Source organism: Fibrobacter sp. UBA7003 (assembly GCA_002449765.1).
Classification (GTDB): domain Bacteria; phylum Fibrobacterota; class Fibrobacteria; order Fibrobacterales; family Fibrobacteraceae; genus Fibrobacter.
Map to the genome: position 1 here is coordinate 95,536 of DJXN01000005.1, position 23,698 is coordinate 119,233.

General features: G+C 55.8%; 24 protein-coding genes. 8 read left to right on the plus strand and 16 right to left on the minus strand.

The genetic code is table 11. The features are described 5' to 3' along the window. Nucleotides 1-21: 21 nt before the first annotated feature. Entirely contained in the window at nucleotides 22-192 is a 171-nt protein-coding gene (locus B2952_RS04135; RefSeq protein WP_173366904.1) for a hypothetical protein, read from the minus strand. A gap of 86 nt (nucleotides 193-278) precedes the next feature. Between B2952_RS04135 and B2952_RS04140 the strand changes: the two genes are divergently transcribed. Beyond that, nucleotides 279-932: an MBL fold metallo-hydrolase gene (locus B2952_RS04140; RefSeq protein ID WP_290730376.1), complete on the plus strand. Its 654-nt coding sequence runs from the start codon at nucleotides 279-281 to the stop codon at nucleotides 930-932. Between the two features lie 105 nt (nucleotides 933-1,037). Further along, nucleotides 1,038-2,144, plus strand: coding sequence for an acyltransferase family protein (locus tag B2952_RS04145; RefSeq protein WP_173382067.1), 1,107 nt, complete (start codon nucleotides 1,038-1,040; stop codon nucleotides 2,142-2,144). On the opposite strand, the gene B2952_RS04150 is transcribed toward B2952_RS04145, so the two are convergent. Then, nucleotides 2,127-2,426, minus strand: coding sequence for a hypothetical protein (locus B2952_RS04150; protein WP_290735081.1), 300 nt, complete (start codon nucleotides 2,424-2,426; stop codon nucleotides 2,127-2,129). The two genes, B2952_RS04145 and B2952_RS04150, sit on opposite strands and share 18 nt — an antisense overlap. Nucleotides 2,427-2,652: 226 nt before the next feature. Next, on the minus strand, nucleotides 2,653-3,909 hold the full coding sequence (gene pgk / locus B2952_RS04155; protein WP_073055898.1) for a phosphoglycerate kinase: 1,257 nt from the start codon (nucleotides 3,907-3,909) through the stop codon (nucleotides 2,653-2,655). A gap of 195 nt (nucleotides 3,910-4,104) precedes the next feature. Between pgk and B2952_RS04160 the strand changes: the two genes are divergently transcribed. Both B2952_RS04160 and B2952_RS04165 read left to right on the plus strand, forming a co-directional pair. Further along, nucleotides 4,105-5,169 (plus strand): hypothetical protein, encoded by a 1,065-nt coding sequence (locus B2952_RS04160; protein ID WP_290723604.1) that lies wholly within the window; start codon nucleotides 4,105-4,107, stop codon nucleotides 5,167-5,169. Next, nucleotides 5,163-5,528, plus strand: a complete 366-nt coding sequence (locus B2952_RS04165; RefSeq protein ID WP_290723606.1) for a dihydroneopterin aldolase — start codon at nucleotides 5,163-5,165, stop codon at nucleotides 5,526-5,528. Before B2952_RS04160 ends, B2952_RS04165 begins: the two co-directional genes overlap by 7 nt. A gap of 2 nt (nucleotides 5,529-5,530) precedes the next feature. Here the strand turns inward: B2952_RS04165 and B2952_RS04170 are convergent, their stop codons facing one another. Both B2952_RS04170 and B2952_RS04175 read right to left on the minus strand, forming a co-directional pair. Next, on the minus strand, nucleotides 5,531-7,051 hold the full coding sequence (locus tag B2952_RS04170) for a YifB family Mg chelatase-like AAA ATPase (protein ID WP_173366847.1): 1,521 nt from the start codon (nucleotides 7,049-7,051) through the stop codon (nucleotides 5,531-5,533). Between the two features lie 10 nt (nucleotides 7,052-7,061). Then, entirely contained in the window at nucleotides 7,062-7,385 is a 324-nt protein-coding gene (locus B2952_RS04175; protein WP_290723610.1) for a SpoVG family protein, read from the minus strand. A 189-nt stretch (nucleotides 7,386-7,574) separates the two neighbouring features. Here B2952_RS04175 and B2952_RS04180 point away from each other — a divergent pair, with 189 nt between their 5' ends. From B2952_RS04180 to B2952_RS04190, 3 genes are read left to right on the plus strand one after another with little or no spacing between them, the layout of a single operon-like run. After that, entirely contained in the window at nucleotides 7,575-8,126 is a 552-nt protein-coding gene (locus B2952_RS04180; RefSeq protein ID WP_290735084.1) for a carbohydrate-binding family 9-like protein, read from the plus strand. Nucleotides 8,127-8,176: 50 nt separating this feature from the next. Continuing rightward, nucleotides 8,177-9,469: an aminotransferase class I/II-fold pyridoxal phosphate-dependent enzyme gene (locus B2952_RS04185; protein ID WP_290731123.1), complete on the plus strand. Its 1,293-nt coding sequence runs from the start codon at nucleotides 8,177-8,179 to the stop codon at nucleotides 9,467-9,469. Between the two features lie 33 nt (nucleotides 9,470-9,502). Next, nucleotides 9,503-10,792 carry a citrate synthase gene (locus B2952_RS04190; protein WP_290731126.1) on the plus strand — a complete coding sequence of 430 codons (1,290 nt, stop codon included), beginning with the start codon at nucleotides 9,503-9,505 and terminating at the stop codon, nucleotides 10,790-10,792. A gap of 86 nt (nucleotides 10,793-10,878) precedes the next feature. On the opposite strand, the gene B2952_RS04195 is transcribed toward B2952_RS04190, so the two are convergent. From B2952_RS04195 to B2952_RS04205, 3 genes are read right to left on the minus strand one after another with little or no spacing between them, the layout of a single operon-like run. Continuing rightward, entirely contained in the window at nucleotides 10,879-11,217 is a 339-nt protein-coding gene (locus B2952_RS04195; RefSeq protein WP_290731130.1) for a DUF1232 domain-containing protein, read from the minus strand. Nucleotides 11,218-11,220: 3 nt separating this feature from the next. Next, a complete protein-coding gene (locus B2952_RS04200) occupies nucleotides 11,221-14,178 on the minus strand; it encodes a glycoside hydrolase family 44 protein (protein WP_290735085.1) in 2,958 nt (985 codons plus the stop codon). Nucleotides 14,179-14,211: 33 nt separating this feature from the next. Continuing rightward, a complete protein-coding gene (locus B2952_RS04205) occupies nucleotides 14,212-15,375 on the minus strand; it encodes a tRNA dihydrouridine synthase (protein WP_290731138.1) in 1,164 nt (387 codons plus the stop codon). 135 nt (nucleotides 15,376-15,510) lie between these two features. Between B2952_RS04205 and B2952_RS04210 the strand changes: the two genes are divergently transcribed. Continuing rightward, nucleotides 15,511-15,858 carry an HU family DNA-binding protein gene (locus tag B2952_RS04210; RefSeq protein ID WP_173382507.1) on the plus strand — a complete coding sequence of 116 codons (348 nt, stop codon included), beginning with the start codon at nucleotides 15,511-15,513 and terminating at the stop codon, nucleotides 15,856-15,858. 51 nt (nucleotides 15,859-15,909) lie between these two features. Here the strand turns inward: B2952_RS04210 and B2952_RS04215 are convergent, their stop codons facing one another. The 8 genes from B2952_RS04215 to B2952_RS04250 all read right to left on the minus strand — a co-directional run bounded on the left by B2952_RS04215 (nucleotide 15,910) and on the right by B2952_RS04250 (nucleotide 23,633). Next, nucleotides 15,910-16,614, minus strand: coding sequence for a pseudouridine synthase (locus tag B2952_RS04215; RefSeq protein WP_290731141.1), 705 nt, complete (start codon nucleotides 16,612-16,614; stop codon nucleotides 15,910-15,912). Then, the gene (locus B2952_RS04220; protein ID WP_173382505.1) at nucleotides 16,614-17,561 is read right to left on the minus strand and encodes a hypothetical protein; all 948 of its coding nucleotides are present in this window, start codon (nucleotides 17,559-17,561) and stop codon (nucleotides 16,614-16,616) included. Before B2952_RS04220 ends, B2952_RS04215 begins: the two co-directional genes overlap by 1 nt. Continuing rightward, the gene (locus tag B2952_RS04225; RefSeq protein ID WP_173366575.1) at nucleotides 17,561-18,139 is read right to left on the minus strand and encodes an MlaC/ttg2D family ABC transporter substrate-binding protein; all 579 of its coding nucleotides are present in this window, start codon (nucleotides 18,137-18,139) and stop codon (nucleotides 17,561-17,563) included. Before B2952_RS04225 ends, B2952_RS04220 begins: the two co-directional genes overlap by 1 nt. Before the next feature lie 9 nt (nucleotides 18,140-18,148). Further along, on the minus strand, nucleotides 18,149-19,513 hold the full coding sequence (locus B2952_RS04230) for a TolC family protein (RefSeq protein ID WP_290731146.1): 1,365 nt from the start codon (nucleotides 19,511-19,513) through the stop codon (nucleotides 18,149-18,151). 74 nt (nucleotides 19,514-19,587) lie between these two features. Further along, nucleotides 19,588-20,289: a lytic transglycosylase domain-containing protein gene (locus tag B2952_RS04235; protein WP_173366573.1), complete on the minus strand. Its 702-nt coding sequence runs from the start codon at nucleotides 20,287-20,289 to the stop codon at nucleotides 19,588-19,590. Further along, entirely contained in the window at nucleotides 20,279-20,968 is a 690-nt protein-coding gene (locus B2952_RS04240; protein ID WP_290731149.1) for a hypothetical protein, read from the minus strand. The genes B2952_RS04235 and B2952_RS04240 overlap by 11 nt, the downstream gene beginning before the upstream one ends. A 3-nt stretch (nucleotides 20,969-20,971) precedes the next feature. After that, on the minus strand, nucleotides 20,972-22,825 hold the full coding sequence (locus B2952_RS04245) for an alpha-amylase/4-alpha-glucanotransferase domain-containing protein (RefSeq protein ID WP_290731152.1): 1,854 nt from the start codon (nucleotides 22,823-22,825) through the stop codon (nucleotides 20,972-20,974). A 109-nt stretch (nucleotides 22,826-22,934) separates the two neighbouring features. Then, on the minus strand, nucleotides 22,935-23,633 hold the full coding sequence (locus tag B2952_RS04250) for a hypothetical protein (protein WP_290731155.1): 699 nt from the start codon (nucleotides 23,631-23,633) through the stop codon (nucleotides 22,935-22,937). Nucleotides 23,634-23,698 lie beyond the last annotated feature (65 nt).

Consider the following 23,698-nt stretch of genomic DNA (forward strand, 5'->3'; position numbering starts at 1 on the left):
GTTATGCGCGGTCGGATTTTTTTATCCCTTGGCCTTCGCCTTGGGAATGCGCGGCATTTTCGCCGTATGGTGTCGCACGACGGCACCCGAATGATGAATCGGCAAGGGCTTTTCGTCACGAATAACCTCGCCCGTGCGGGCAAGGCCGTCTGACTTTAACTGACCGGTCAAAAGATTAGGATTGATCGCCATAGGTCCTCTCCAAAAACGTGAGTCTAATCAAGATAATTAAATTTTTTCAGTTGTCAAGTGTCCTGTCCGATTTTACATTTTATCTTATGCGTATCAAGCAATTTGTATTCAATCCCTTCGGCGTAAACGGCTTTGTACTCAGCAATGACGCGGGCGATGCCATCCTGATAGACCCTAGCGTGTCGAACGAACGTGAAGAGGACGCCCTAGCAAGCTACATCGAGCAGAGCAAACTCACGGTAAAGCACCTTTTCAACACGCACCTGCACCTGGACCACGTGCTGGGCAATGCGTTTGTCGCCCGCAAGTACGGCGTGCAGCCCGAGGCTCACGAAGAAGACGCATTCATGCTGGATTTGCAAGAAGAACAGAGCGAGATGTTCGGACTCCCGCTGCGTGAACCTTCGCCCGGGCTCGGCAACTACCTTGCCGAGGGCGATGCCGTCGGGGTGCCGGAAATAGAATTGCAGGTCATCCACGTGGCTGGCCACTCCCCCGGCGGCATCGCGTTTTTTTGCGAAAAACCGGGCGAAGTGAACGGTCAGAAGGCACCACCGCTCCTGTTCCCCGGAGACATCATCTTCGCAGGAAGCCGCGGCCGCAGCGACCTATTCGGCGGCGACGACGATGCACTTGTAAGCGGGATTAAGAACAAACTTCTTTCACTCCCGAAAGAGACGGTGGTGTTCCCCGGACACGGGCCCATGACGACGATCGGGGATGAGAGAAGGTGGTATTAAAGCAGATCCCCGCCTTCTCCTCAAAGAGGATAACTCTACTATGGCAACAAGTTGCCAAGTATCGTATAGCGGGGATGACAAATGCGGGGATGGTGAGCACGAAGCATGAGTGACAAGGCGACGGCAAGAATTGGGTGGATTGACGAATTCAAGGGATTCGTGTTGCTGCTCGTGTGCCTTTATCACGTGGAACAGTCGTTTCCGCAGGCGCAAATGGGAATGCTGCACCTGAGCGCACTCCGCATGTCGGCCTTCTTCTTTATTTCGGGAATGCTGTTCAGCACGCGGCGCTTCGGCAATTTCAAGGCTTACTTTATCCACAAGACGCACGTCCTGCTCGTCCCCTACATTTTGCTTTCGCTCCTGTTCCTCGCGCTAGACCCGGTACTCTACAATTTCGACCTTTTCCCGAAGGCGCCGCGCATGACGGTGATGAACATCCGGCCCGAAATCGCGACTGTGTGGAACTACATCTACTGGAACCTCGCGAAAATCTTCGTAGCAGGCAAATCTTCCATCGGGTCGGGGCCGCTCTGGTTCGTGTTCACGCTGTACTCGGTAAGTTTACTGTTTTATGGGGTGCAAAAAATTGTACCGAGAAGATTCATCTTCTTTGTTTCGCTGGCAAGTCTTGCGGGTGGCTGGCTCCTGTATGTCAACCACATCCGCCTGCCGCTCGGAATAGAGCGCGACCTGACAGTACTGTTCTTCTTTGCAAACGGCTGGCTATGTAAGGGAATGTTGAAAGAAAACACAAAAAAAATCTTGGCTCTCGTTGCAGCCACTATCGTCTCTTTCGCCGCCTACGCATACCTCGAAGTTCCCGACCCAGATTTCAGCATCATGAACAACGACCTCGGGAAAGACTTCCGCATTTTTGTTGCGAGTTCCTTCTTCGGCATCGCGGGCCTCATAGGCACTTTCGTTCTCGCCGACAAATTGCCGAACATCATCCCCGTCCGCATTGCCAAGGGAATTCTCCGCAACATCTCGCGTAACGCGCTCGTGATTCTCGCCGTCCACTGGTACACCCTGCTCGTGATGCGCCTGCTTTTCCGCGAAGCTTTCAACAAGCCAGGTGTCGCCTACCTTGCCATCCCCGTGGTCGCAACCGTGGTTATCGCAGCCATACCGCTATTCCGCTGCAAGCTCTACCGCCTGCTCGGCAAAGAGAAAATCGGCGTCCGCGAAAGTCTAAGCATCAAGGATTAGGGCCGCGCCGTCCGCACAGAGATAGCTCTTGTTCATGCGCGGGACCTCGGCCTCTTCCCGCTTCTTCGGAACAAACACCTTGATTGCATAGACATTCTGCTCCGTCTCCGCGACGATATCGCCTTCCTGCAGGTCTTCGTAGAGTTCCATTTCGATTTCAACACCATCGCGGGCAATGCAGCGCACCGACCGCGCCGTGAGTTCCTCTCGCAAGAGAGGAACATCTACAACCTTCTTGTAGGTGCCATGATGTGTCGTCCCGAGGATTCTGTTGCAAAACATGAGCCAAATATAAAATATATGCGAACGCAAGCGTTCGCGCTTCACTCGCCTTACGATTTTTTTCAGTTGCGAGCAGAGCAAAAAAAAAGAATCTCGACTTTCATCGAGATTCACAAAATCCAATTTTTTCTTAGAGGCGAGTGAGACAAGGCGGAGGGACCGAAGCTGTATAAGACATACAGCGAGGGTCCCGACAACGCAGTATCGCGAAGCCTATAAGGGAAAATTACTTATCCGTGAGGAATGCGACGCCCGGAAGAACCTTGCCTTCCAGCAGTTCGAGGGAAGCGCCACCACCCGTAGAGGTGTGGGTCACCTTCTTGTCTGCGCCGTACTTCTTGGCAGCCGTAGCGGTATCGCCACCACCGATCACGGTGATTGCGCCGGCAGCGGTAGCTTCGACGATAGCGTCGGCCATAGCCTTGGTAGCCTTTTCGAAAGCTTCGAATTCGAACACGCCTGCAGGGCCGTTCCAGACGATGGTCTTGGCGGACTTGATAGCGTTCACGAAGAGCTTGGTGGATTCAGCGCCCACATCGAGGCCCATCCAGCCAGCCGGAATGCCTTCGGCGTCAGAAACAGCCTTCGTGGCAGCGTCGGCAGCGAACTTGTCAGCAGCGATGTAGTCGACCGGGAGGATGATTTCCTTGCCAGCAGCCTTGGCCTTGGCCATCAGATCCGGAACGAGCTTGGCACCTTCTTCGTCAAACAAAGAAGAACCGATTTCGATGTTGTTCAAAACCTTCTTGAAGGTGAAAGCCATGCCACCGCCGATGATGATCTTGTCGGCCTTGTCGAGGAGGTTGTTGATGAGCTGGATCTTGTCAGCGACCTTTGCACCGCCGAGGATGGCGAGGAACGGACGCGGAGGATTGTTGAGCACCTGGTCGAATGCCTTGAGTTCCTTGTTCATGAGGAACCCGGCAGCGCGCTGCGGAAGTTCAACACCAGTCATGGAGGAGTGGTCGCGGTGAGCGGTACCGAAAGCGTCGTTCACGTAGACGTCAGCGAGCTTGGTAAGGCTTGCGCGGAAGGCCTTCACGGCTTCCTTGTCGGCCTTTTCCTTGGTTTCGGTGCCATCGGCGTTCTTGATCTTGCGCTTGCCTTCTTCTTCGATGTGGAAGCGGAGGTTTTCGAGGAGGATGATTTCACCCGGCTTGATAGCGGCGCAGGCGGCTTCGACTTCCGGACCCACGCAGTCGGAGAGGAACTTCACCGGCTTCTTGATGAGTTCTTCGAGCTTCTTGGCAACCGGGGCGAGCGTGTACTTCATGTTCTTTTCGCCATTCGGACGACCCAGGTGGGAAGCGAGCACGACGGCTGCACCGTGATCGAGAGCGTACTGGATGGTCGGGAGAGCGGCTTCGATACGCTTGGTGTTGGTGATTTCGCCAGTCACCTTGTCCTGCGGAACGTTGAAGTCAACACGGATGAACACGCGCTTGCCGGCGAGTTCGAGATCTTCGATAGAGAGCTTTGCCATTATGGATTCCTCTTTTAGGGTTAAAATTTACGGGCTAAAAAGTAGAATTTTTCGTGCCGAAATACCATATAAATGGCAAGAAAGATTGTTCTACGTCATAAAATGGGGTTAAAAGCCTCAAAAAAACTTATTTTTTTTAACATCTTCCCTTTTTTTTATATATTTCTCCAAAAAGAGTCTGAATCGGAGATTAAGATGAAGATGAAGCGTCTGTTTTTTGTGGCACTCTGCCTTTCCGTTGCATCGGCTTTCGCCGGGCCCTATGACATTGAAGAATTTACAGCGACCGATGCCGGAAGCCCCGACAACTATATTACAGCCGAATTCGGCGGCCAGCTCAAGACCGCTCCGGCAGACGAGGTCAGCTCCCTCCAGGAAGGCCGTCTCGTCGTCCGTCAGAAGTTTACAGACCCGTTTGGCGAGCAGCCCACCGCCTACCAGCTCTACCAGGGAGGCAAAGGCAACCTTTCCTCGATAGCCGCCCTGAAGGCCGACGGCGTTGACTACTCCAAGCTCGTCACGGCCAAGTTCTACGCCCGCCGCGGCATGCCTGCCGAAGAAGATGTCGAGACCGTCTACTTCGATGGCAAGTCCGTCTTTATCCCGGGCTACTCCACCGCTTTCGCCTTCATCGACGGCGCCTCCGTGCAACTGACCGGCTCCGCTCCCGCCGAAGAACCTCCTTCCGCAAAGCCCGCCGTGGCCTCCAGCGAAGAAGAGGAATGCGACGAATACGATCCGGACTGCGAAGAAGAAGACGAAGATGAGGATGTCGATGTCACCGGCGATCTCGACGAATCCAACGCCAAGGCCGACGCCCGCGACTATGCCATCAGCGACGCTTCCGAAAACGCCACCGACCGTTTCGGTATCGCCGACGAAGTCCGCTTCTGGACTGCCATCGGTCTTTCCGCATTGGCAGCCACCGGCGCCGTTATCGGCGTGCTGCAGCACATGGAAGCGAACAAGGCCGGCAGCGCCTACGACGACCTCAGCGGCCTTCATGACAAGATTATGAACGGCGACGGCGAAGGTTTCCAGGGCATCAACAACGCCTGCCAGACAAACGACAATCCGGAAGCTTGCGTCATCGCGATGAAGCAGTATGCCGATTTCGGTATTCCCTACACGGTTAACGAACTCGAAAAGCGCATAGAAACCAACAAGAACACCCGCGATTCCTACGCATTCGCCCGTAACCTCTGGTTTGGCTTCACCGCAGTCTCCCTGACGGCAGCCATCGTGCTCTTCGTATGGTAATCGAAACCGGGAAAATTTCACTAAAAGACATTAAGTTCTGCTGTATCCTCGGCACCCTCCCAAGCGAGAGGGTAAGGGAACAGCCTGTTGTCCTGAACGTATCCGTATGGCTGGATTTTTCGCTGGCCGCCCAAAATGACGACCTGGTCCATTCCATAGACTACGCCCGACTTTCGGACGATTTAAAGAAATTCATCCAGGACTCCCAGTTCCAGCTCGAAGAGACGCTAGTCCTCGAAACGGCGAAGCATATCCTGGAAAACTACCCCAAGGCCCAGATGGCCGAAGTTTCCATCTGCAAGCCGCAGGCTATCCCGGACTGTGCAGGGGCAGAATCGACCATCCGCATCCGCCGATAAGGCTATCCCATAGTCCTATAGCGCAGGGCCTCGGCGAGGTCCGCGATCTCCACGTCGGGTGCCTGCCTCAAATCGGCAATCGTGCGCGCCACCTTCAGGAGCCTGAAGAATCCTCTCGCGCTCAGGTTCATCTTGTCCGACGAAGCGACAGCGAAACGCTCGGTCTCGCTCGACATGTTCGCAAACTTGCGGGCGCACTCCGATGTCATTTCGGAATTCGACTTGAACGGCAATCCCTCGAACCTGCGGCGTTGCACAGCTCGCGCGGCACAGACCCTGCGACGGATGTCGGCAGAACTTTCGCGGCCGCCGCCATCCACAAGCGATCGCGAATCCATGGGAGGCACGCTCACCTGGATATCGATACGGTCCAACAGCGGTCCCGATATCTTTTCGCGGTAGCGCTTGCGGGCATCGGGCAGGCACGTGCAGGCGCGTCGCGGATCCATGGCGAATCCGCAGGGGCAGGGGTTCATCGCGGCTCCCATCATGAACCGAGCAGGCCAAACGACCGTGCCGCTTGCCCGGCTCACCGAGATAAAGCCGTCTTCCATCGGCTCACGCAGAGCTTCCAGCACGCAGCGGTTGAACTCCGGGAGTTCGTCCAAAAAGAGAACCCCGTTATGCGCAAGGCTAGCCTCCCCGGGCAACAGCCTCGAACCGCCGCCCACGAGCGACACCATCGACGCGCTATGGTGCGGGGTCCTGAAAGGCCGCGACCGCACCGGGCGAAACGAGAACGCATCCCCCGCGCGACTCGCACAGGAATGGATGCGGGTCGTCTCCAGAACTTCCTCGTCCGTCATGTCCGGCAGTATTCCCGGCAAGCACCGGGCGCAGAGCGTCTTGCCCGCGCCCGGCGAACCGACCAGCAAAAAATTGTGGGCGCCCGCCGCGGCAACTTCCAGGGCACGCTTCACCCCCTCCATCCCAACCACATTGGCAAAATCGGGGACGCACCCCTGTACCGAGACATCCCGTTTCAACCCCTCGGCAATCTGGACTTTCCCCGATTTTCCCTCCAGAAAATCAACACACTCCTTCAGCGTCGAGACGCTCACATAGCGAAGACCTTCCACCAGCGCGGCCTCTTCCGCATTTGCATGCGGAACGACCAAGACGCTTGAACCGTCCTTGGGCAAACTCATCGCGATGGACAGAACTCCCCTCACTGGCTTCAACAACCCATCTAAAGAAAGTTCACCCACAAAGACAAAGCGTTCCAGGTTCCGGATTTCGATCTCTCCAGTCGAATCCAGCATCCCTATCGCCAGTGGAAGGTCGAGTGCACTCCCCTCCTTCCGCAGATCCGCCGGTGACAAGTTCACGGTCGTCCTAAACCCGGTCACGACCTTCCCGATAGACCTCACCGCCGACACGACGCGCTCCCGCGACTCGCGCACGGCATTGTCGGGAAGCCCGACAAGGGTGAACCCCGGTAAACCCTGGGAAGAATCTACTTCGACACTAACGGGAACAGCCTTTATCCCGAACAGGCAATACGAACGAATTCTGCGGAACAAGATACACCCACTAAGCCACTGCCGCCTGGAATTTTTCGAGCACGCAATTTTCGATATGCTCGCGGAGCTGGCGCGAAATCGGCGTGCAGACAGTCTTGTATTCCTCACCCTTGAAGAACGGGTCGATCGGGTAGGACACGAACAGACCGTTCACGCCATCCATCACGCGAAGCCCGCGAATTTCAATCTGGTCGTTGAGGACAATGGTCGCAATCGCCTTCATGTGCCCGAGGCTCACGCCATCGCGGAACGGATAGACAAGGACCTGCGTCACGGCAAGACAATCGAATGCCGTCGACACGTTCACCACTTTTTCTTTTTTTTCTTCTGCCATAAGGCCTCCTGTAATTTGTATGAAACCCGCACCGGAAAACTCACTTTGCTCCGGACCTTCACGGGCGCCCTATAAGTGCAAAAAGCATGCCAATTCCAGAAACAGCGTTTTTGAGCAAAAAACGGCATTTCCCCATTTTTTTAGTCAGTGACTAAAGTGATTAATCAGTGATTTAATTATCTTGGAGGCATGCTGCTTCAACCGAACATGAACTGGGAAAAGAACCAGGGGATCGCCCTCCCCACCGTACTTGCCGAACTGACCGTCTCCCCCGACGCCATCCGAGTCGACTTTACCGTCGAGGAACCGCTCGACTGCTTCAGGGCAGACGTCATGGTGAACGGCGGACCCTGCTGGGAAGACTCCTGTGTCGAGATTTTTCTGCAGAATCCACGCAACTCTAGCGAATACTTCAACTTCGAGACGACCAGCCGCGGATTCATCCTCGCCGCACGTGGACTGGGACGCGAAAACAGGACCAAGCTCGACGATTCTGAAATCGGGACCATCAAGCGCACGAAGCAACTCGCGAGCGTCGTCGGGGACTTCATCAGCTGGGGTATGAGCGTCACCCTCCCCGCGGCCCTGTTCGGGATTGAATCGTTCGAAGGGATGCGCCTTCGTGGCAACCTCTACAAGTGCGCCGACAAGGCAAAGACCCCCCATTACCTCAGCGCCTTCCCAATCGACACTGAGAGGCCGGATTTCCACCGTCCCGAGTTTTTCAGGGATTTAAATTAGACCTCCATTTTACTATCTTTGGCCTCGGAATTTTTAACAGGACCAAGGTCATGAGCTACAATCCTCTCGCCGAACAGGCAAATGCGGAACTCTCCGCAAACGGCTGCAACGTTCTCTCCATGCTTTCCGAAAGGGGCAAGGCGATCTTCTTCCCGCGCAAGGGCATTCTGGGCCAGGGCGCCGAAGCCAAGGGCTCCGAAATCAACGCGACTATCGGCACCGCCCTCGAAGACGACGGGAGCCCGCTCGTGCTCGACTGCGTGCTCAAGAGCCTGAACCTCCCCAAGCAGGCGTTCCTGTACGCCCCGAGTTTCGGCAACCCCGACCTCCGCAAGGCCTGGAAGGAACAAATTGTCCGCAAGAACCCGAGCCTAGAGGGCAAGCAGTTCAGCAACCCGGTCGTGACCTGTGCTTTGACCCACGCCATCAGCTGCGCGGGCTACCTCTTTTTGGACCCGGGTGACGAAGTCATCATCCCCGACCTCTACTGGGACAACTACGAGCTCGTGTTCGTGAACAGCTGCGGCGCGAAGATCAAGACGTTCAACACCTTCAAGGACGGCGGGTTCGATACCGAAGCCCTCAAGGCCGCCCTCGCCGAAAGCAAGAGCCAGAAGAAGGTCGTGCTCCTGAACTTCCCGAACAACCCGACCGGCTACACCGCAACAGAGAAGGAAGCCGTCGAAATCGCGAAGATCCTCACCGACTGCGCCGCCGCGGGCAACAAGGTCGTGGCCCTGCTCGACGACGCCTACTTCGGACTCGTGTACGAGGAAGGCGTGACCAAGGAATCCCTGTTCGTGAAGCTGCTCGAAGCCAACGAGAACCTGCTCGCCGTCAAGCTCGACGGCCCCACCAAGGAAGACTACGTGTGGGGCTTCCGCGTCGGGTTCATGACCTTCGGTTTCAAGGGCGCCACCGAAGCCCAGCTCAAGGCCCTCGAGGACAAGGCCGCCGGTACGGTCCGCGGCAACATCTCTAACGCCCCGAGCATCAGCCAGAAGATCCTGCTCGCCGCCTTCCAGAGCCCGGAATACCTGCAGCAGAAACAGGAAAAGTACAACACGCTCAAGAAGCGCTTCGACATCATCAAGAACGAACTCGCCGCGCACCCGGAATACAAGGAGGCCTTCGAGGCCATGCCCTGCAACAGCGGTTACTTTATGTGCATCAAGCCGAAGGGCGTCGATGCCGAGGAACTCCGCCAGAAGCTCATCAAGGACTACAGCACGGGAACCATCATGCTTTCGGGCCTTATCCGCATCGCATTCAGCGCCGTCCCGACCGAAAAACTCGGCAAGCTGTTCGAAAATATTTATAATTGCATTTTGAAGATGAAATAATTGGCGGTTGAAACCCGCCCCTCCGGAGGATAAATGTCCGAAAAGGCAACACTGAACTATAATGGCAAGAGCTACGAACTAAGCGTGGTGGAAGGTTCCGAGGGCGAACACGGCCTCGACATCAGCACGCTGCGCAAGGATTCCGGGCTTGTCACGCTGGATTACGGCTACCTGAACACGGGCAGCACCAAGAGCGCCATTACGTTTGTTGACGGCGAAAAGGGCGTCCTCCGCTACCGAGGCTACTCCATCGAAGATCTTGCCGAGAAGGCCACCTTCCCCGAGACCGCGTGGCTCCTGATTTACGGAGAACTCCCCACGCAGGAACAGCTCGGGCACTTCCGCACGCTCCTTACCGAGAATGCGCTTTTGCACGAGAACCTGCTGCACTTCTTCCGCGAAATGCCGCCGAGCGCGCACCCGATGGGCATCCTCAGTTCCATCGTGAACGCCGTGGGCCTCTTTACCCCGCGCTTCTACGACGACGAAAACATCGCGAGCGCCTTCGAGCTCACTACCGCGGGCCTTATTTCCAAGATCCGCACCATCGCCGCCTTCGCCTACAAGGCAAGCATCGGCGAACCGTTCGTGTACCCCGAAGCGGAACGCAGCTACTGCAGCAACTTCCTCAACATGATGTTCAGCAGCAAGGCCCGCCCCTACCACCCGGACCCGATCATGGAACGCGCGCTCAACACGCTCCTGATTGTGCATGCCGACCACGAGCAGAACTGCTCCACCTCGACCGTGCGCATGGTGGGCAGTTCGCAGGCGAACCTCTACGCGAGTATCTGTGCTGGCATCTGCGCCCTGTGGGGCCCGCTCCACGGCGGTGCAAACCAGGCCGTGCTCGAGACACTGCTCCGCATCCAGCAGAGCGGCATGACCATCGAGCAGGTGATGGACAAGGCCAAGGACAAGAAGGACCCGTTCCGTCTTTCCGGATTCGGCCACCGCGTGTACAAGAGCTACGACCCGCGCGCCAAGGTGCTCAAGAAACTCATGTACCAAGTGTTCGAGCGCGAACACGTGCACGACCCGCTCCTGGATATCGCCATCAAGCTCGAAGAAGCCGCCCTGAAGGACGACTACTTCATCGCGCGCAAGCTCTACCCGAACGTGGACTTCTACTCGGGCATCCTCTATCGCGCCATGGGCATCCCGACGAACATGCTTACCGTGATGTTCGCCATCGGACGCCTCCCCGGCTGGATTGCCCACTGGAAGGAAATGCACGACGACCCGAATTCCAAGATCAACCGTCCGCGCCAGATTTACACCGGCTACACGGAACGGCCCTGGATTGATAGGGACAAGCGATAAACAATAGGCTCGCCAGCCCTGCAGACCACTTTAAAGCAAAACGAGCGGACGACAATTATTGTCGTTCGCTTTTTGTATAAGATTTCTTACTTCACCACCAACGCCACAATCGCGGCAATCAAGCCGCCAAGCAACAGCGCAGCGATTACGACGGCGATGACCATGAACCACTTGGCGTATTTCAGGATTTTCACCATGGCTGAATTCTGGTCCTTTGTGAACTGCTGAACCGCATTCATGGTCGCAGTCACGAGGAATCCGATGTCGTCAATCCAGCCCACTACGGGGATGGCATCGGGCGCCAAGTCGATGGGCGATGCCGTGTACAAAAGCGACATGATGACGAGGAAAACGGCAAGCCCCTTCTGCATAGGCGAGGCACCGTTCAATTCCTTCACATCGAAAACTTCGGGTTCTTTATCCATATCTTACCTCAGTCTCCTCAGCCCACGCGGCATCGGGATTTCCTCGCCGTCTTCGCCGAGCAGGTAGATGTTGTCAAGGCTGATGTAGCCCATGCCGCTATGGCGTGCGCGGAAGGCGAAGTTCTTGATTTTTTTCGGGTCGAGCTGCGGGATAGTCTTGCCCCAGCCTTCCTGTTTCATGTTCTCCCAGATGAGCGTGTCGCGCACCCAAGAACCGCGGGTGTTCTTGAGGCGGACCATGAACTCATCGTAGTCTTCCACCTGGCTGCTCGCAATCTGCACTTCAAAGTAGCCGTCGGGATTGTTGTGGTTCGTCGCGTAGTCGAACACGATGCCCACGGAGTTCTTGACTTCTTCGGGTATCACGTAGTAGGCGCCCGCAAAGTTCGGCCAGCCCTGTGCAGGCGGCTGCTCGATCTGGAAGTCATGGCGGATAAAGCCTCCGTGCGGGGGAGCGCCGTTGAACACCTTCGCGCCGATAGTTGTCGCGTTGTCGCCGTTTGCGACCGGGTACCAGTCTACCGCATCGAGCCCGTTGTCAAAGTTCTGCATGGCCATCGTAGTGCGGTAGGCGCCACGCACGCGGAACGGGATGTTGAGGGCAGTCACCTTGCCCCCGAGCCCCTGTACAACAACGCGGAGTTCCCGCGGGGCGGAATACATTTCGGGCGGAATCGGGATTTTCACGTGGAAGCTCTCGATGGACGCATTCCACTTGCCGTCATCGGGAACGGCGGACACCTCGATCATGCCGCGCTTGCCCCAGTTGCCCACGCTCACAGAGCCGTTCGTAAGCTGGCCGTTTTCCTGCACCGCCGTCACAAACAGGTCTATCGTATCGCCCGCAAGGAGCACCTTCTTCTCGAGGGATGCGGAAATGATTTGCGGGATTGCGGCATCCGCCTTCGTGGCCTTGTCAAGCCCGACAACCTTCGGGTTGATGCGCACCACGGCAAGCCCGAACGCGGGAATCGTGATGTCCTTCGACTTGCTCGGGTTTATGCGGCGCCCGCTCGGGCCCATTTTCGGGTACGGGAAGGCATCCTGCCGGGTTCCTACCCACTTGAATTGCTCGGCGCCAAAGATATCCACCTCGGTACGCACCAAGTCGCCCTTGCCCACTTCGGTACTCCCGGTAGCGGCAACGCTTGCGCGGTCCACCTGCACCACCTGCGGGACTTCGGACAAGTTCACAAGCATCACACGCACGGAATCGCCCTTGCCAATCGCATACGCCTCCACGTCGGGGCTCATGCTCGAAACCGGCAACACGGCAAAGCCGTCTTCCAGGAACTGTTTGTACGTCATATACATGCCGTAATATTCCGCAGTCGGTTCCAGCGACTTCCAGTAGTTCCAGGAACCTTCCTTCAACAGCGCCGTCATGCTGATGGTACCCCAGGTATCGTCCGGGCCCTTGAACAGGTTGCCGAACGCATCCCACGGGAGCACCTGCAGGCGGTTACCGAAACGCATCGCGTGCTGGGCAAAGATGCTCGCCACCGCGGTCGCCTGCGGGTAATCCATGAGCAGGCTGAATCCCTGCACGCACGTGCTGAATTCCGAGAGGAACACGCGGCGTTCACCTTCGAGGTGGCGCTTCATCCACACGTCGAGCGTATCCATGTTCGGGCCCACGTCAAGCATCGCCTTGAGCATCTCGGCAGGCTTCGGCTCATTGGGAGTCCAGTACGGGTAATTGTGCAGGTCCACCACATCGAGGTAGCGCTTGCCATCCTTCTTTTCGGCCTCACCCACAATGCGCAGGAATTCTTCCATCCAGTACTTGCCATCGAGCAGGCCCGCGCCCTTCTGCTGCATCTTGTGCGTGCTGAACAGCGGACCATGCAAGATAATCGTAGAATCCACGGCCTTCATCGCGCGGGCGTATTCCAGGTAACGTGCCGCATAATGCCTTGCCGAAATCGGGCCGGATTCTTCCCACTCGCCGTCAAGTTCGTTACCGATTTGCCACTGCCTGATGTTGTAGCCTTTTACTTTGTTTGCATATCGCACCCAGGCGGCAGCTTCCTTCGAAGTTCCCGTGCCCGCGTTCACGCAAATCACGGCCTGTGCGTTCGGGAGCGTCTTGATATACTTCATGAACTCCTCGAAATCCCACTTGATGTCGGTCCAGTCCGTGCGGGCCTTGTCGCCATTGCGCGTAGACATCGCGTAGAACTTGTAGTTGTTGCCCTCGAGCAAGTCACTCTCGCCGCTGAACAGCTTCATCTCGCGAATCTGCACGCCCTTGCTCGGCAGGTCGGGAGTCTTGAAGCGGATGGCCACATAGCGGGTCCTGATCTGCGCGAACTTGTACTTGGTCGTCTCGGAGTTCACGCGCACCACGGATTCCGTCTTCAGCTTGTTTTCCAGCGCCTGGTGCACGCCCGGATATTCGGCATAGTCCTCGGTCCAGTACGCAAACTCGAACGCCTTCGGGCGCAATTCACCCCAGTCAATCTGCAGCGAGTCAAGATTCATCTTCTCCGGAAATTCCACCACTATCCACGGCGGGTCCACCGGGTCGAGGATTTCGCCCCACCACATCGTTTCCTTCTTGCCATCGGCGAGGTGGCTCCTGCGAACAAAGCCGTAGTTGTCCTTCGTGGTACCGCGGTAAATCGTCTCGCCCAAGAATCCGCGCGCCCACTTCGTAGTATCCGCTGTCCAGAGCCCGGTGCTATCGTAGCTGCCGATTCCGTTCCAGTGATAATCGTTCGAGAGGCTCCCGTTCGGGAAGCGGAACAGCGTGTAGCCGCCGTCCACAAGCGCACTGGTCATATCGTAGTAACGGCTGGGCGGGTTCCAAATCGCAAGGTCCGCCGCCATCATGTTCTGCTTGTCGATAACGACGCCCGGATGCAGGTCATCGACAATCACCGCGTTCTGCGCGGCAAGGGCAGTTCCAACACCAGCGAGTACAGAAAGCGCACCCGCGAACAAAGGGGAAATATTCATAGAAACCTCACCTTGTAAATATAATATAGGCGGCTAACGGCCCTTGAACTGGTCGCCGAACTTGAGTTCAGTTTCCTTGGCGCCGTTCAGGTTCACGAGGCGGCCGGGGTCGAACACCAAGTCCTTCGCAACGCCTTCCTTGAGGGACTGCGCACGGTCCAGGAGTTCGGCTGCGCAACTGCTCGAAAGGAGCGCCTGGCGCACCTGCATCGCGACATCCGAACCCGAAGTTGCATCGTCTAAGCAAAAACCCTTACAGAGCCTTGCGGCGAGCTGCTTGAGCCTGCCTTCGGCCCCCTTGTCGGTACTGCCATCCTCAATCTTGAAACCGTAGTAAAGCTTGAACACGTCGAGCGCCTCGCCCGCGGTTATCACGCGCTTCGGCTTGCCTTCCCAGGCGTCGGCAATCTGCCCGAAAATCCACGGGTTGTGCATGGCGCCGCGCCCGATGGCCACGCCGGACACGCCATAATTTTCAATTCGCTCGCGGGCGACTTCCACGCTGTTCACGTCGCCGTTCCCGATTACAGGAATCCTTGCGGCAGCGGCGACCTTCCCTATCCAGTCCCAATCGGCGAGGCCGTTATAGCCCTGCAGGCGGGTGCGGCCGTGCACCGTAAGCATTTCAACGCCCTCGCCCTCGGCTATCCGGAGCGTCTCCAGCACGTTGATGCTCTCAGAGTCCCAGCCGATACGGCACTTGAGCGTGAGGGGCATATCCACCCCGCAGCCGTCCAGCGCGGCACACACGTCGTGCAATATCTCCTGCAGGCGGGGCAGGTCACGCAACAGGCCCGAGCCGCTGCCCTTGCCCGCCACCTTCGGCGCCGGACACCCCGCATTCACCTCGATGTAGTCGGGCTTGAGCGCCACCGCAATCTTCCGTGCGGCATCCGCCATCTTGTCGGGGAAACGCCCGAAAATCTGCACCCCGAAGGGCCTCTCCTCCGGGAAAAACCTGAGCTGCTTGTGGCCTTCCAGGTTGAACACCGCATCGCCGTCCGTGGGCACGAACTCCGACACCAGGAGCCCCATGCGGTCACCCGAAAGCACGCGGCACAGCCTGCGGAAGGGCGCGTCCGTCACCCCGTCCATCGGTGAGAGTATCGTGTTCGGGAACACTTCCAGATTCCGCAACCGGAAAGTTGTCCGCGACGGCTTTTCGACCTTTTCCAAATTTTCAACATCTTTCAACATTTTAGCAACAATTATCCACACATTGTCCGCAACGAGAGCCCGAAAAAATTATTTAATTTTCAGCCAAGGTATACGCTAACTCTTTGTTAAACTTATATTTATGACGTAAAAAATCTATTAACCCCACACTGAACCGTGCCAAACGTTACAAAACAATCGCTAATTCAAGAAATCGCCAAGTCCACTGGATTTGTGCGCAACGACATCAAGACCGTCATCGAACAGTTCCTTGACCTTGTCGGCGAGAAACTTATCGAGGGCAACACCATCGAAATCCGCGGATTCGGCACGTTTGCGTGCAAGCCGCGCAAGGCCCGCCCCGCAAGGAACCCGCGCACCGGCGAGACCGTCCAGATCGAAGAACGCATGGTCCCCACGTTCAAGTTCAGTAACGACATCAAGGACAAGATTAACTCGCTCGAAGGCATCCTTGGAGAATCGGCAACCGAACCCGAAGAAGCCGAGGCCAAGATCGAAATTTAATTCTCGCTCAAGACTATACGCAAAGCCGACGCACAAGCGCCGGCTTTACTTTTACATTAATGAGGCTATCTCGGCGTCACTTAAAAAGCGCCACCCACCCTTGCCGAGCGTCGCATCCAGCTGCAGGGGGCCGATTGAGATGCGTTCCAGCGTCTCCACGTGGTTCCCTACGGCTGCGAACATGCGGCGGACCTGGTGGTAGAGTCCCTCGCCAATGGCTATCACCACGGAGCCCTCCTCGCGAACGATTTCACGGGCAAGCACGGGTCTACGTTCGTCCTTGAGCATCACGCCCGCAAGGAGCTCCTTCTCCTGCGCATCCGTAAATTCACGAGCAAGCGTCACGCGGTAACGCTTGAGACAGCCCTTCTTGGGGCTCTCGACGCGGTGGATGAAGTCGCCCTGGTTGCTCAGGAGCAAAAGGCCTTCCGAATCCGCATCAAGCCTTCCCACCGTCTGGATTCCCATGGCAGAGAACCTATCCGGCAACAGAGAATATACTGACTGGTGGTCGCGCGGATTGTGGCTGCATTCCACATCCACGGGCTTGTGGAGCATCACGTACAACTTTTCTACGGTCGGGACATCCTCGCCATTCACCATGATACTCTCGGGACGTGAGGCAAACTCCATAAACGGGTCGTCGAGCACCTCGCCATCCAGTTCGACAAGTCCCATACGCACAAGCGCACGGGCCTCCTTGCGGCTTCCGAAGCCGATGCTAGCAAGCAGGCGGTCCAAGGTCAAAGCGGGCATCAATCCTCCACCATAAAAGCGACTATCTTGTTGCGGATATATCCGAGTTCCGGCAGTTCCCCCGTCTTAAGCACACGGGCGCGACGGCGCCAGAACGAAACAAAGAGAATTCCGCCGTAGACGGCCACAAGGAACAGCCAAAAGAAAATGCGGCAGAAGTTGGTCGAAGCGCAAATTTTCCCCGCCGCACGCAGTTCACGGTTACGTTCCCAGTCCATCCGAAAATCCCAGGCTTCCAGGTAAGGAAAACCCTTCGCAACCGCATTTGCGGCGGCTCCATAACCCATCGAAGTATAGTCCCCGCGAATTCCTTCGACATAGCAGTCCACGAACTTGATGTCGAGTAGTCGGAGGCTTTCCGCAATAATATTTTTGAGGTAACGGAAGGCACGACCGTCCAGATCCGGCGTAAGCAGAATCGTCCAGAACTCCTTGTCCGTAAGCTTGCGCTTTTCCTCTTTCTCCGCGGCAGGCTCTTCATCGGGCTTCCCGGATTCCCTGGCCTCAGGTTCTGCTGGATTCGCCTTGATTTTTTCCTCGGTTTGTTGTTTAGGCTCCGCTTCTACAGGCCCTGGCACGGCTGGTTCAGCCGGTTCTATCTTGAGGGGCTTTGCCTCTGACGGCTCGGGTCCAGAAGTTTTTTCTTCGGCAGGTTTCGATTCTACCGGAGCCGGTTTCTTCTCGACGACCGGCGCAGGGGCAGTATCTACAAACTCCGGCACGGCGGCGTCGGAATCACCCGAAGCGTCGACATCGAAAGCCTCTTCGCCATCCTTGTGCTTTCGCTTCTTCTCGCCGCTCCACAGCCGCTTTCCCAGAAAGAAAAACTCGGCACGTCCGCCGCGTTCGTTCGCATCGAAGTCAACCCTGAACTTGAGAGGGAAAAACAGGACAACCAGCGCGATGACGCAGACGACAACCAGCAGCCAGAAGAAGAATCCGCCCATTACTTTTCGGCTTCGTCAGCCTTCTTGCTAATGATGTCGATGAGTTCGGCAAAGCTCTTGGTCTTCAAGATCTGGCCGAACTGTTCCTTGTAGTTGCGTGCGGTCGAAAGGTCGTCGATGACCAGGTCCCAAGCCTTCCAGTTGCCGTTCACGAGGCTCATCTTGTACTCAAGCACGGATTCCTTGCCCTTGTTCCAGAGGTGGGCCGTCACGCGGGCCTCGTCCGTTCCCTTCATCTTCGCAGGTTCATAGACGGTGGAATCGGCACGGTAGAGTTCAAGACGCTTTGCGCTGGAATTGCGTACCATGCGCTGGAACTCCGCGACAAACTTTTCCTGCGAGGCGGCATCCTGCTTGTCCCAGTCGCCCTTCGCAAGCGACTTCTTAGCAAGGAGCGCAAAGTCGAACGAATCGTTCAGCAACGACTTCACGCGTTCCATTTCCTTCGCGTTCCTGCTAGACTTTTTAAGGAGCGTCTGAAGTTCGGCGTCCTTTTTCTTGATTGCAGCCACGGGATCATCGGCAGCGAAAGCAAGAACCGATGCGAGCGAGAGCAACACAAACATCTTCCTAATCATACACATCTCCTATTTTTCCATGAATTCTTTATGAAAATCCGCAAGCGACATCCCCATCTTGGATATCAGGGACGCAAACTCGATATTATACTTGCACACGGCGAAGTAATAATCCTTCTGCAAAGATACATTCTGCGTGTAGGCAGAGACAAGGTCACCCGTCTTGGACTTGTCCAAATCATACTGCATGGCGGCCCCTTTCAGGATTGCTTCCGACGCCCGCAGGCTCTCCTTGATGGCATCAAGCTTGTCCTTCGCAGCAACCACCTGGTAATACTGCTCCACAGCCTTCGCGACAAGGCCATCGGCCGCATAGTGCTCCTTCATCTGCAATCCGCGGTATTCCGTGCGCGCCTCGCGGAAATTGGACCAGTCTTTCCAGAAGTTCAGGCGGTAGCGCAAACCGACCCCAATAAGCCCCGAAAGCTTGTTGACGGCATCTTCGGCAAAGGCGTTCTTCACCATGACCTTGCGGTTGCCCGCCCAGCTCTTCACGTATTCAAACTGGCCCATGATAAAGAACTCCGGAGCAAGCCTAGCCTCGGCCAAGTCCATCTGCAGCCTCCGCGCCGAAAGTCCCGCCGCAAGCTGCTTGAGTTCCGGATGGAACAGCACCGTATAATTCTGCACCTCTTCCAGCGTCGGAAGCGGTTCCGGGCGCGGCGCAAGGCATGTATCTTCGGCAACAAAGACGTCTCCCTCGGAAAGCCCCAGCGAGAACCTTATCGCGAGCTGCACGCGTTTCATTCCCAGATCCGCATCCGTAACGCCCTCCTTCACCGAATGGAGCTGCGCTTTCAGCTTCAGGAGGTCCATCTGCGAAACGTTCGGGTCATCGTCATCCAGCGCCTCCTCGAGCTGTTCGTAGGCCTTGTCCACCTGCTTCTGAGCATCGGACGCAATCCGCTGCATTTCCTTTGCAAGGAGGTAGTTGTAGTAATACGACTGAAGTTCGACGTCCTTCTTGTTGACCTGGCTTTCAATGGAGTACTGCTTTTGCTGGACATCCGCCTCCAGAGCCTTTTTCCCAGAGCGATACTGTCCAAAGTTCAGCGGTTGAATAAACTTGCCCTCGACACCCCAGAACGGGCCCATCTTCGAAAAGTCATAGACATCGATAGTATCGCCCCAGTTGTCTATGGCTTCCTTCAAGCCAGGTGCGGGCCCAACCATCATCGCGATATTGAATGTCGGGAGGATTACCTCGGAAGTGAGCGCGGAAAGCTTTTCCTTCTTGGCCTGCACACCGAATCTGGTTTCGGCAAGCTGGGGATCATTGGCAAGCCCCTTTTCCACAAAGCGCATACAGTCATAGCGGACCTCTCCCGAAAAGGCAAAGGTCGCCACCAAAAGGACTGCCACGATGCGGAACATAATATAAATCTAGCAAAAACATGACAGGAAAGCCCGTCAGCGGTCGCCAAATTACCTCCGTTGGTCAGGAGATTCTACTTGCCGCCATCTGCAAGAAAATCGATGCGCGAAAGATTCCAGTATTTCGCCATCACGTTCTCGTAATAGCCCGTGGGAAGCGGACGGTTCTGTTCCTGCATCCTGTCAACTGCCGAATGCCCGATATTGTAGGCAACGAGCGCATCTTTCCAGTTTCCGTACTTCGCGATAAGGCGAATGAGATAGGCGGTTCCCACAATCACGTTCACTTCGGGTTTCATCAGGTCTTCGGTCGTCTCGATATTGAGACCAAAGCGACGCCCCATCTTCTGTGCCGTTTCCAGCTTGATCTGCATAAGTCCAAGCGCCCCCGAAAAGGCCCCCGACTGCATGCGTCCGCGGGCGTTCGGGTTGCCGTGGCTTTCTTGCGCAACGACCGCCAGAATGAGCAGAGGATCCGTCGAATACGAATGCGCATTTTTCCAGATGAGTTCCGTGAGTTCCGCGCGGGTTTCCGGGGAAATGCGTCCCTTCGAAAGGTATGCGAGCGCCTTGTCGATTTTTACATACTCGATGGTCCAGCGACCCCATGTTTCAAGCTGTTCCAAATCCCCGCGGAGTTCCATTTCCTCGGTGACAAGTTCTGTCATCTGGTTTCGCCGGACGAGCCAAAAATTCGTAAACACGAGAATCGTCACGAACGCGACGGCAAACAGGACAAGCACCATCGGGCCAGAAACCCGGACACTATTTTTCACGGCGCGAGTTCTCCAGGTATTCCAGATACGTCACCCAGTCCTGGATAATGCCAAAGGAACTGAGCATAGTCGTATCCTGTACCACGCCAAGCTTGCGGAGCGGACCTATAGAAGATTCCAGCCTGTCAATTTCGCGGACATAGCGTTCCTTCTGCGCCTGAAGCGCTATAATCTGCGCCTGCTTATCGGCAATCTCACGACCCTGCGCCGCTACGATTAAGAACAGCGTAATCGCCCAGCCCACAATTAAAAGAGCACCCGCAATGGCGACACTCGGGCTCAACCTGATTCCCGTCTTGACCGCATAATGGATTCCAATCTGCTGCAGTTGCTTCGACATGCCCGAATCCTTGTAGGCACTCCTGCTCGGGAATATCTCGAAGATGTTGCGATACTTCGCAAAGTATTCATCCAGTTCCTCGCTGTCGAAGATCAGGACCAGCTTGGAGTTCTGAGCCTGGAGCTTATTCAAAAGTTCAAGGAACAGGTCAAGATAATCGTTCACCTTGAAATGCGCATGCGAAAGGTTCAGGAAGAAAAAGCAACCGGGGCCATCCGCAAGCATGTCAATCTTCTCGCGGACTGCCGGAAGCTGAAAAGCGCCCAACGAACCGGACAGCGTAATTTCCACGTCTTCTCCGTAATCTTCGACCTGTATGTCAATCAAGTCAGAGCGCACCGTCTACCTCCCCGATACCGACACGGAAATGCCGAACTTCTTTTCGTCCATAACGGTAAGCGCCGTCCGCCAGAACGGATATATACGCAAGCCCTGATAAACCTCGGGGGCCGCTGACGACGAGGCCCCGAATACAGGACCGACAAAAACGGATGCGGGCGAATCGAACTTCATCGTCACGACGCAACCCTGAGCGAAATCCTGAATCTTCATTTCCTTCGCTTCCGGATAGACCAACGGATTCTCGCCATCCCACTTCAAGTCAAAGCCATCGATAACAATCCTTCCGCCGGATTTTCCAAGCAAACCGAGTTCGAAAATGGTACCGAAAAAGCACTTTGAATCCATGTACGTGGAATTTGACAGCGTGTACTTTACGGAAATACTCGATGCACCAGGAGCAAGCACATAGTCCTTCTCGACACGGAATACGCCCTTCTTGCCGCCAACCGTAAATCCCTGCTCTTCCAGGAGCTGCACTTCGGCCCCCGACTCGCTGCGGCTAATCGTATAGTCGTAGGGATCCTTGAGCAGGTATTCGCGGAGGGAAAGCGCAAGCCCAATCTGAACTGGAGTCATGTCCACGTTCGGCAAGAGACAGTCGAGGAAGCCCAGGGAGGGTTCGCCGTCATCGCGCCACGCATTCAGCAGGTTCACTGCCGACGACTTGTGGCACAGCAGGCGCAGGACGCCACCGGCGCGATAGTCGAGCAGCGAAGACATGTTCGAATTTTCCATCCAAATCTGCTTTTCGCCGCGCAGCAAGAAATCGCATACTTCCACGCGGAGCCCCGAAAAAGACATCATCGAGTCTAGAGCCGAAGAAGCCGTAAGAAGATAACGGAAGCCCCATTTGCGGACATTCAAGCACCGCATCCCCTCCTCGTTTGCCAAGTCGCGGAAGAAAATCGGGGACATCGCGGGAATAAGCCTGTCGCAAAAGACTTCGAACTTTTCGTCAGAAAGCGAATCACGCCCCCGACGGAAAAGCGAAAGGAAAAACTTCTGCAGCACGTTGACTTCGGGCCTGCGGATCAGCATCTCGCGACAGGTCTTCGCCGAGGCGGGAAGCCCGAGCTTGCGGCCCGCCGACATGAGGTAGCTGAGCGAACCTTCAGGTTCAAGCTGGTTCACCGTATAGCCCACAGGCCACGTCTGCACGTCGTTTGTTTCTACAAAATCAACAAGACGCTCGAAGAAAGCGACAATTTCGCTAGGTTCCGGGGGCAAATCCAAAAGAACGACAGCCGACTTTCCTTCTCGGCAGTAAGGCTCCGCAATTTTACGCCAGTTGAGATCGTCGTTCTCGATGGCACGCGAAAGCTCACCGGAAACAGGAACGATGCGCATCAGCGCTCCCTTGTCCTCAATAGTGAACCAACCGGATGTCGGAGTCGAACGTCCGAGAGCATCCTGGATTGCAGCCTCGCTCACCAGTGCATAGTCGAAACCCGATTTCGCGAGCACCGCCGTCATATCCATTTCCCAGACAAGCGAAGAATTGAAGTATCCCTGCGGCTCCATGTCGAAAAACTTCCTGAGAAGCGTGCAGTGCTGTTCCAACTGCAATCGTTGCACTTCTTCTGGGAATAGCGGAAGCATCGGATCGTAGAAGCCACCGCCCAGGAATTCGAGAAGACCTTCGCGGATACCATTCTTTATCTTGCCAAATGCAAGCGGTTTGGCCACCTTGCGAAGCATGCGAAGCGTCGGGCCATCCATGTAGACCGAACACTTCACCAATCCAGACGTAAGCAACACGTCAAGGCCGTCGAGCAAATTACGCGCAACGGCTTCAAGATCCTTGTAGGCTGTGGCGGGCGATAGCTGGAGAACAAAGGAAATTGTCGGCTTCATGTAGTGAAGAATAGAAATTTTAGTTGCCAGTTATTGGTCATTAGTCATTGGATACTAGCAACTGAGGGACTCGGGATGTTTATTGAGGGGCCTGGCATGATTGCTGCGGTTAAAAACCGAGTTGCACAAGCAGGCCGCCACCAGGTTCGCGCAGGTTTATCGCCGGCGCAACGCTGATTTTGTACCGATCTTTGTACTGTTCAGCCTTTTCCTTATAGCGTTTGCCTTGCTCCTTTTGCGCCGACGAGCCAGAAATATCTGAAGCACCCAACGAGAAAGTAACGGGAACTAAAGTTAGCAGCGTTGCTATGCCAAAAGTTCGCCCCGCTATAGCCGTTCCCAGGTGGTCATAGTCGACAATGAAAGTCAAGGTCACCCCTACAGCAACAGAGACCACCCCCAGGGCAATGGATTTCCAGCCACTTTCAAATCTTTCTGATGCGTATTTCTGACAGTTGTCGCTCCAGCCGCGATAAATATCTGCACTATCCGGGCTAGGGACGTTTCCGTACACTAGGGACAGGAGCGAATCCTGCGGAAGGTTCTTGTCTATCACGGAATCCTGTTTGAAAAATTCGGAACGGCAGCCCCGATCGACGACTATGAGTGAATGCGGATGCTCGGAACCCATGTTTATCACTCTGACAGTGTCCGTGGTCGCCATTCCATAAAAAACGGGGACGGCGAAGGACATTGCAGAAAAAGACAATAAAAACAAAAGAATGTGTTTTAAGCTAGTCATTACGAAGAAAATAAACAATGCAAGCAGCTTACGCAAGAATGCCTGTCGGCCAATTTTACCCTTCATCTAGAAAGGTTAGTAGCGCATGCAGGCGGCTAGCGGGCACAAAAAAAGCCCGCGGGAATGTGGCG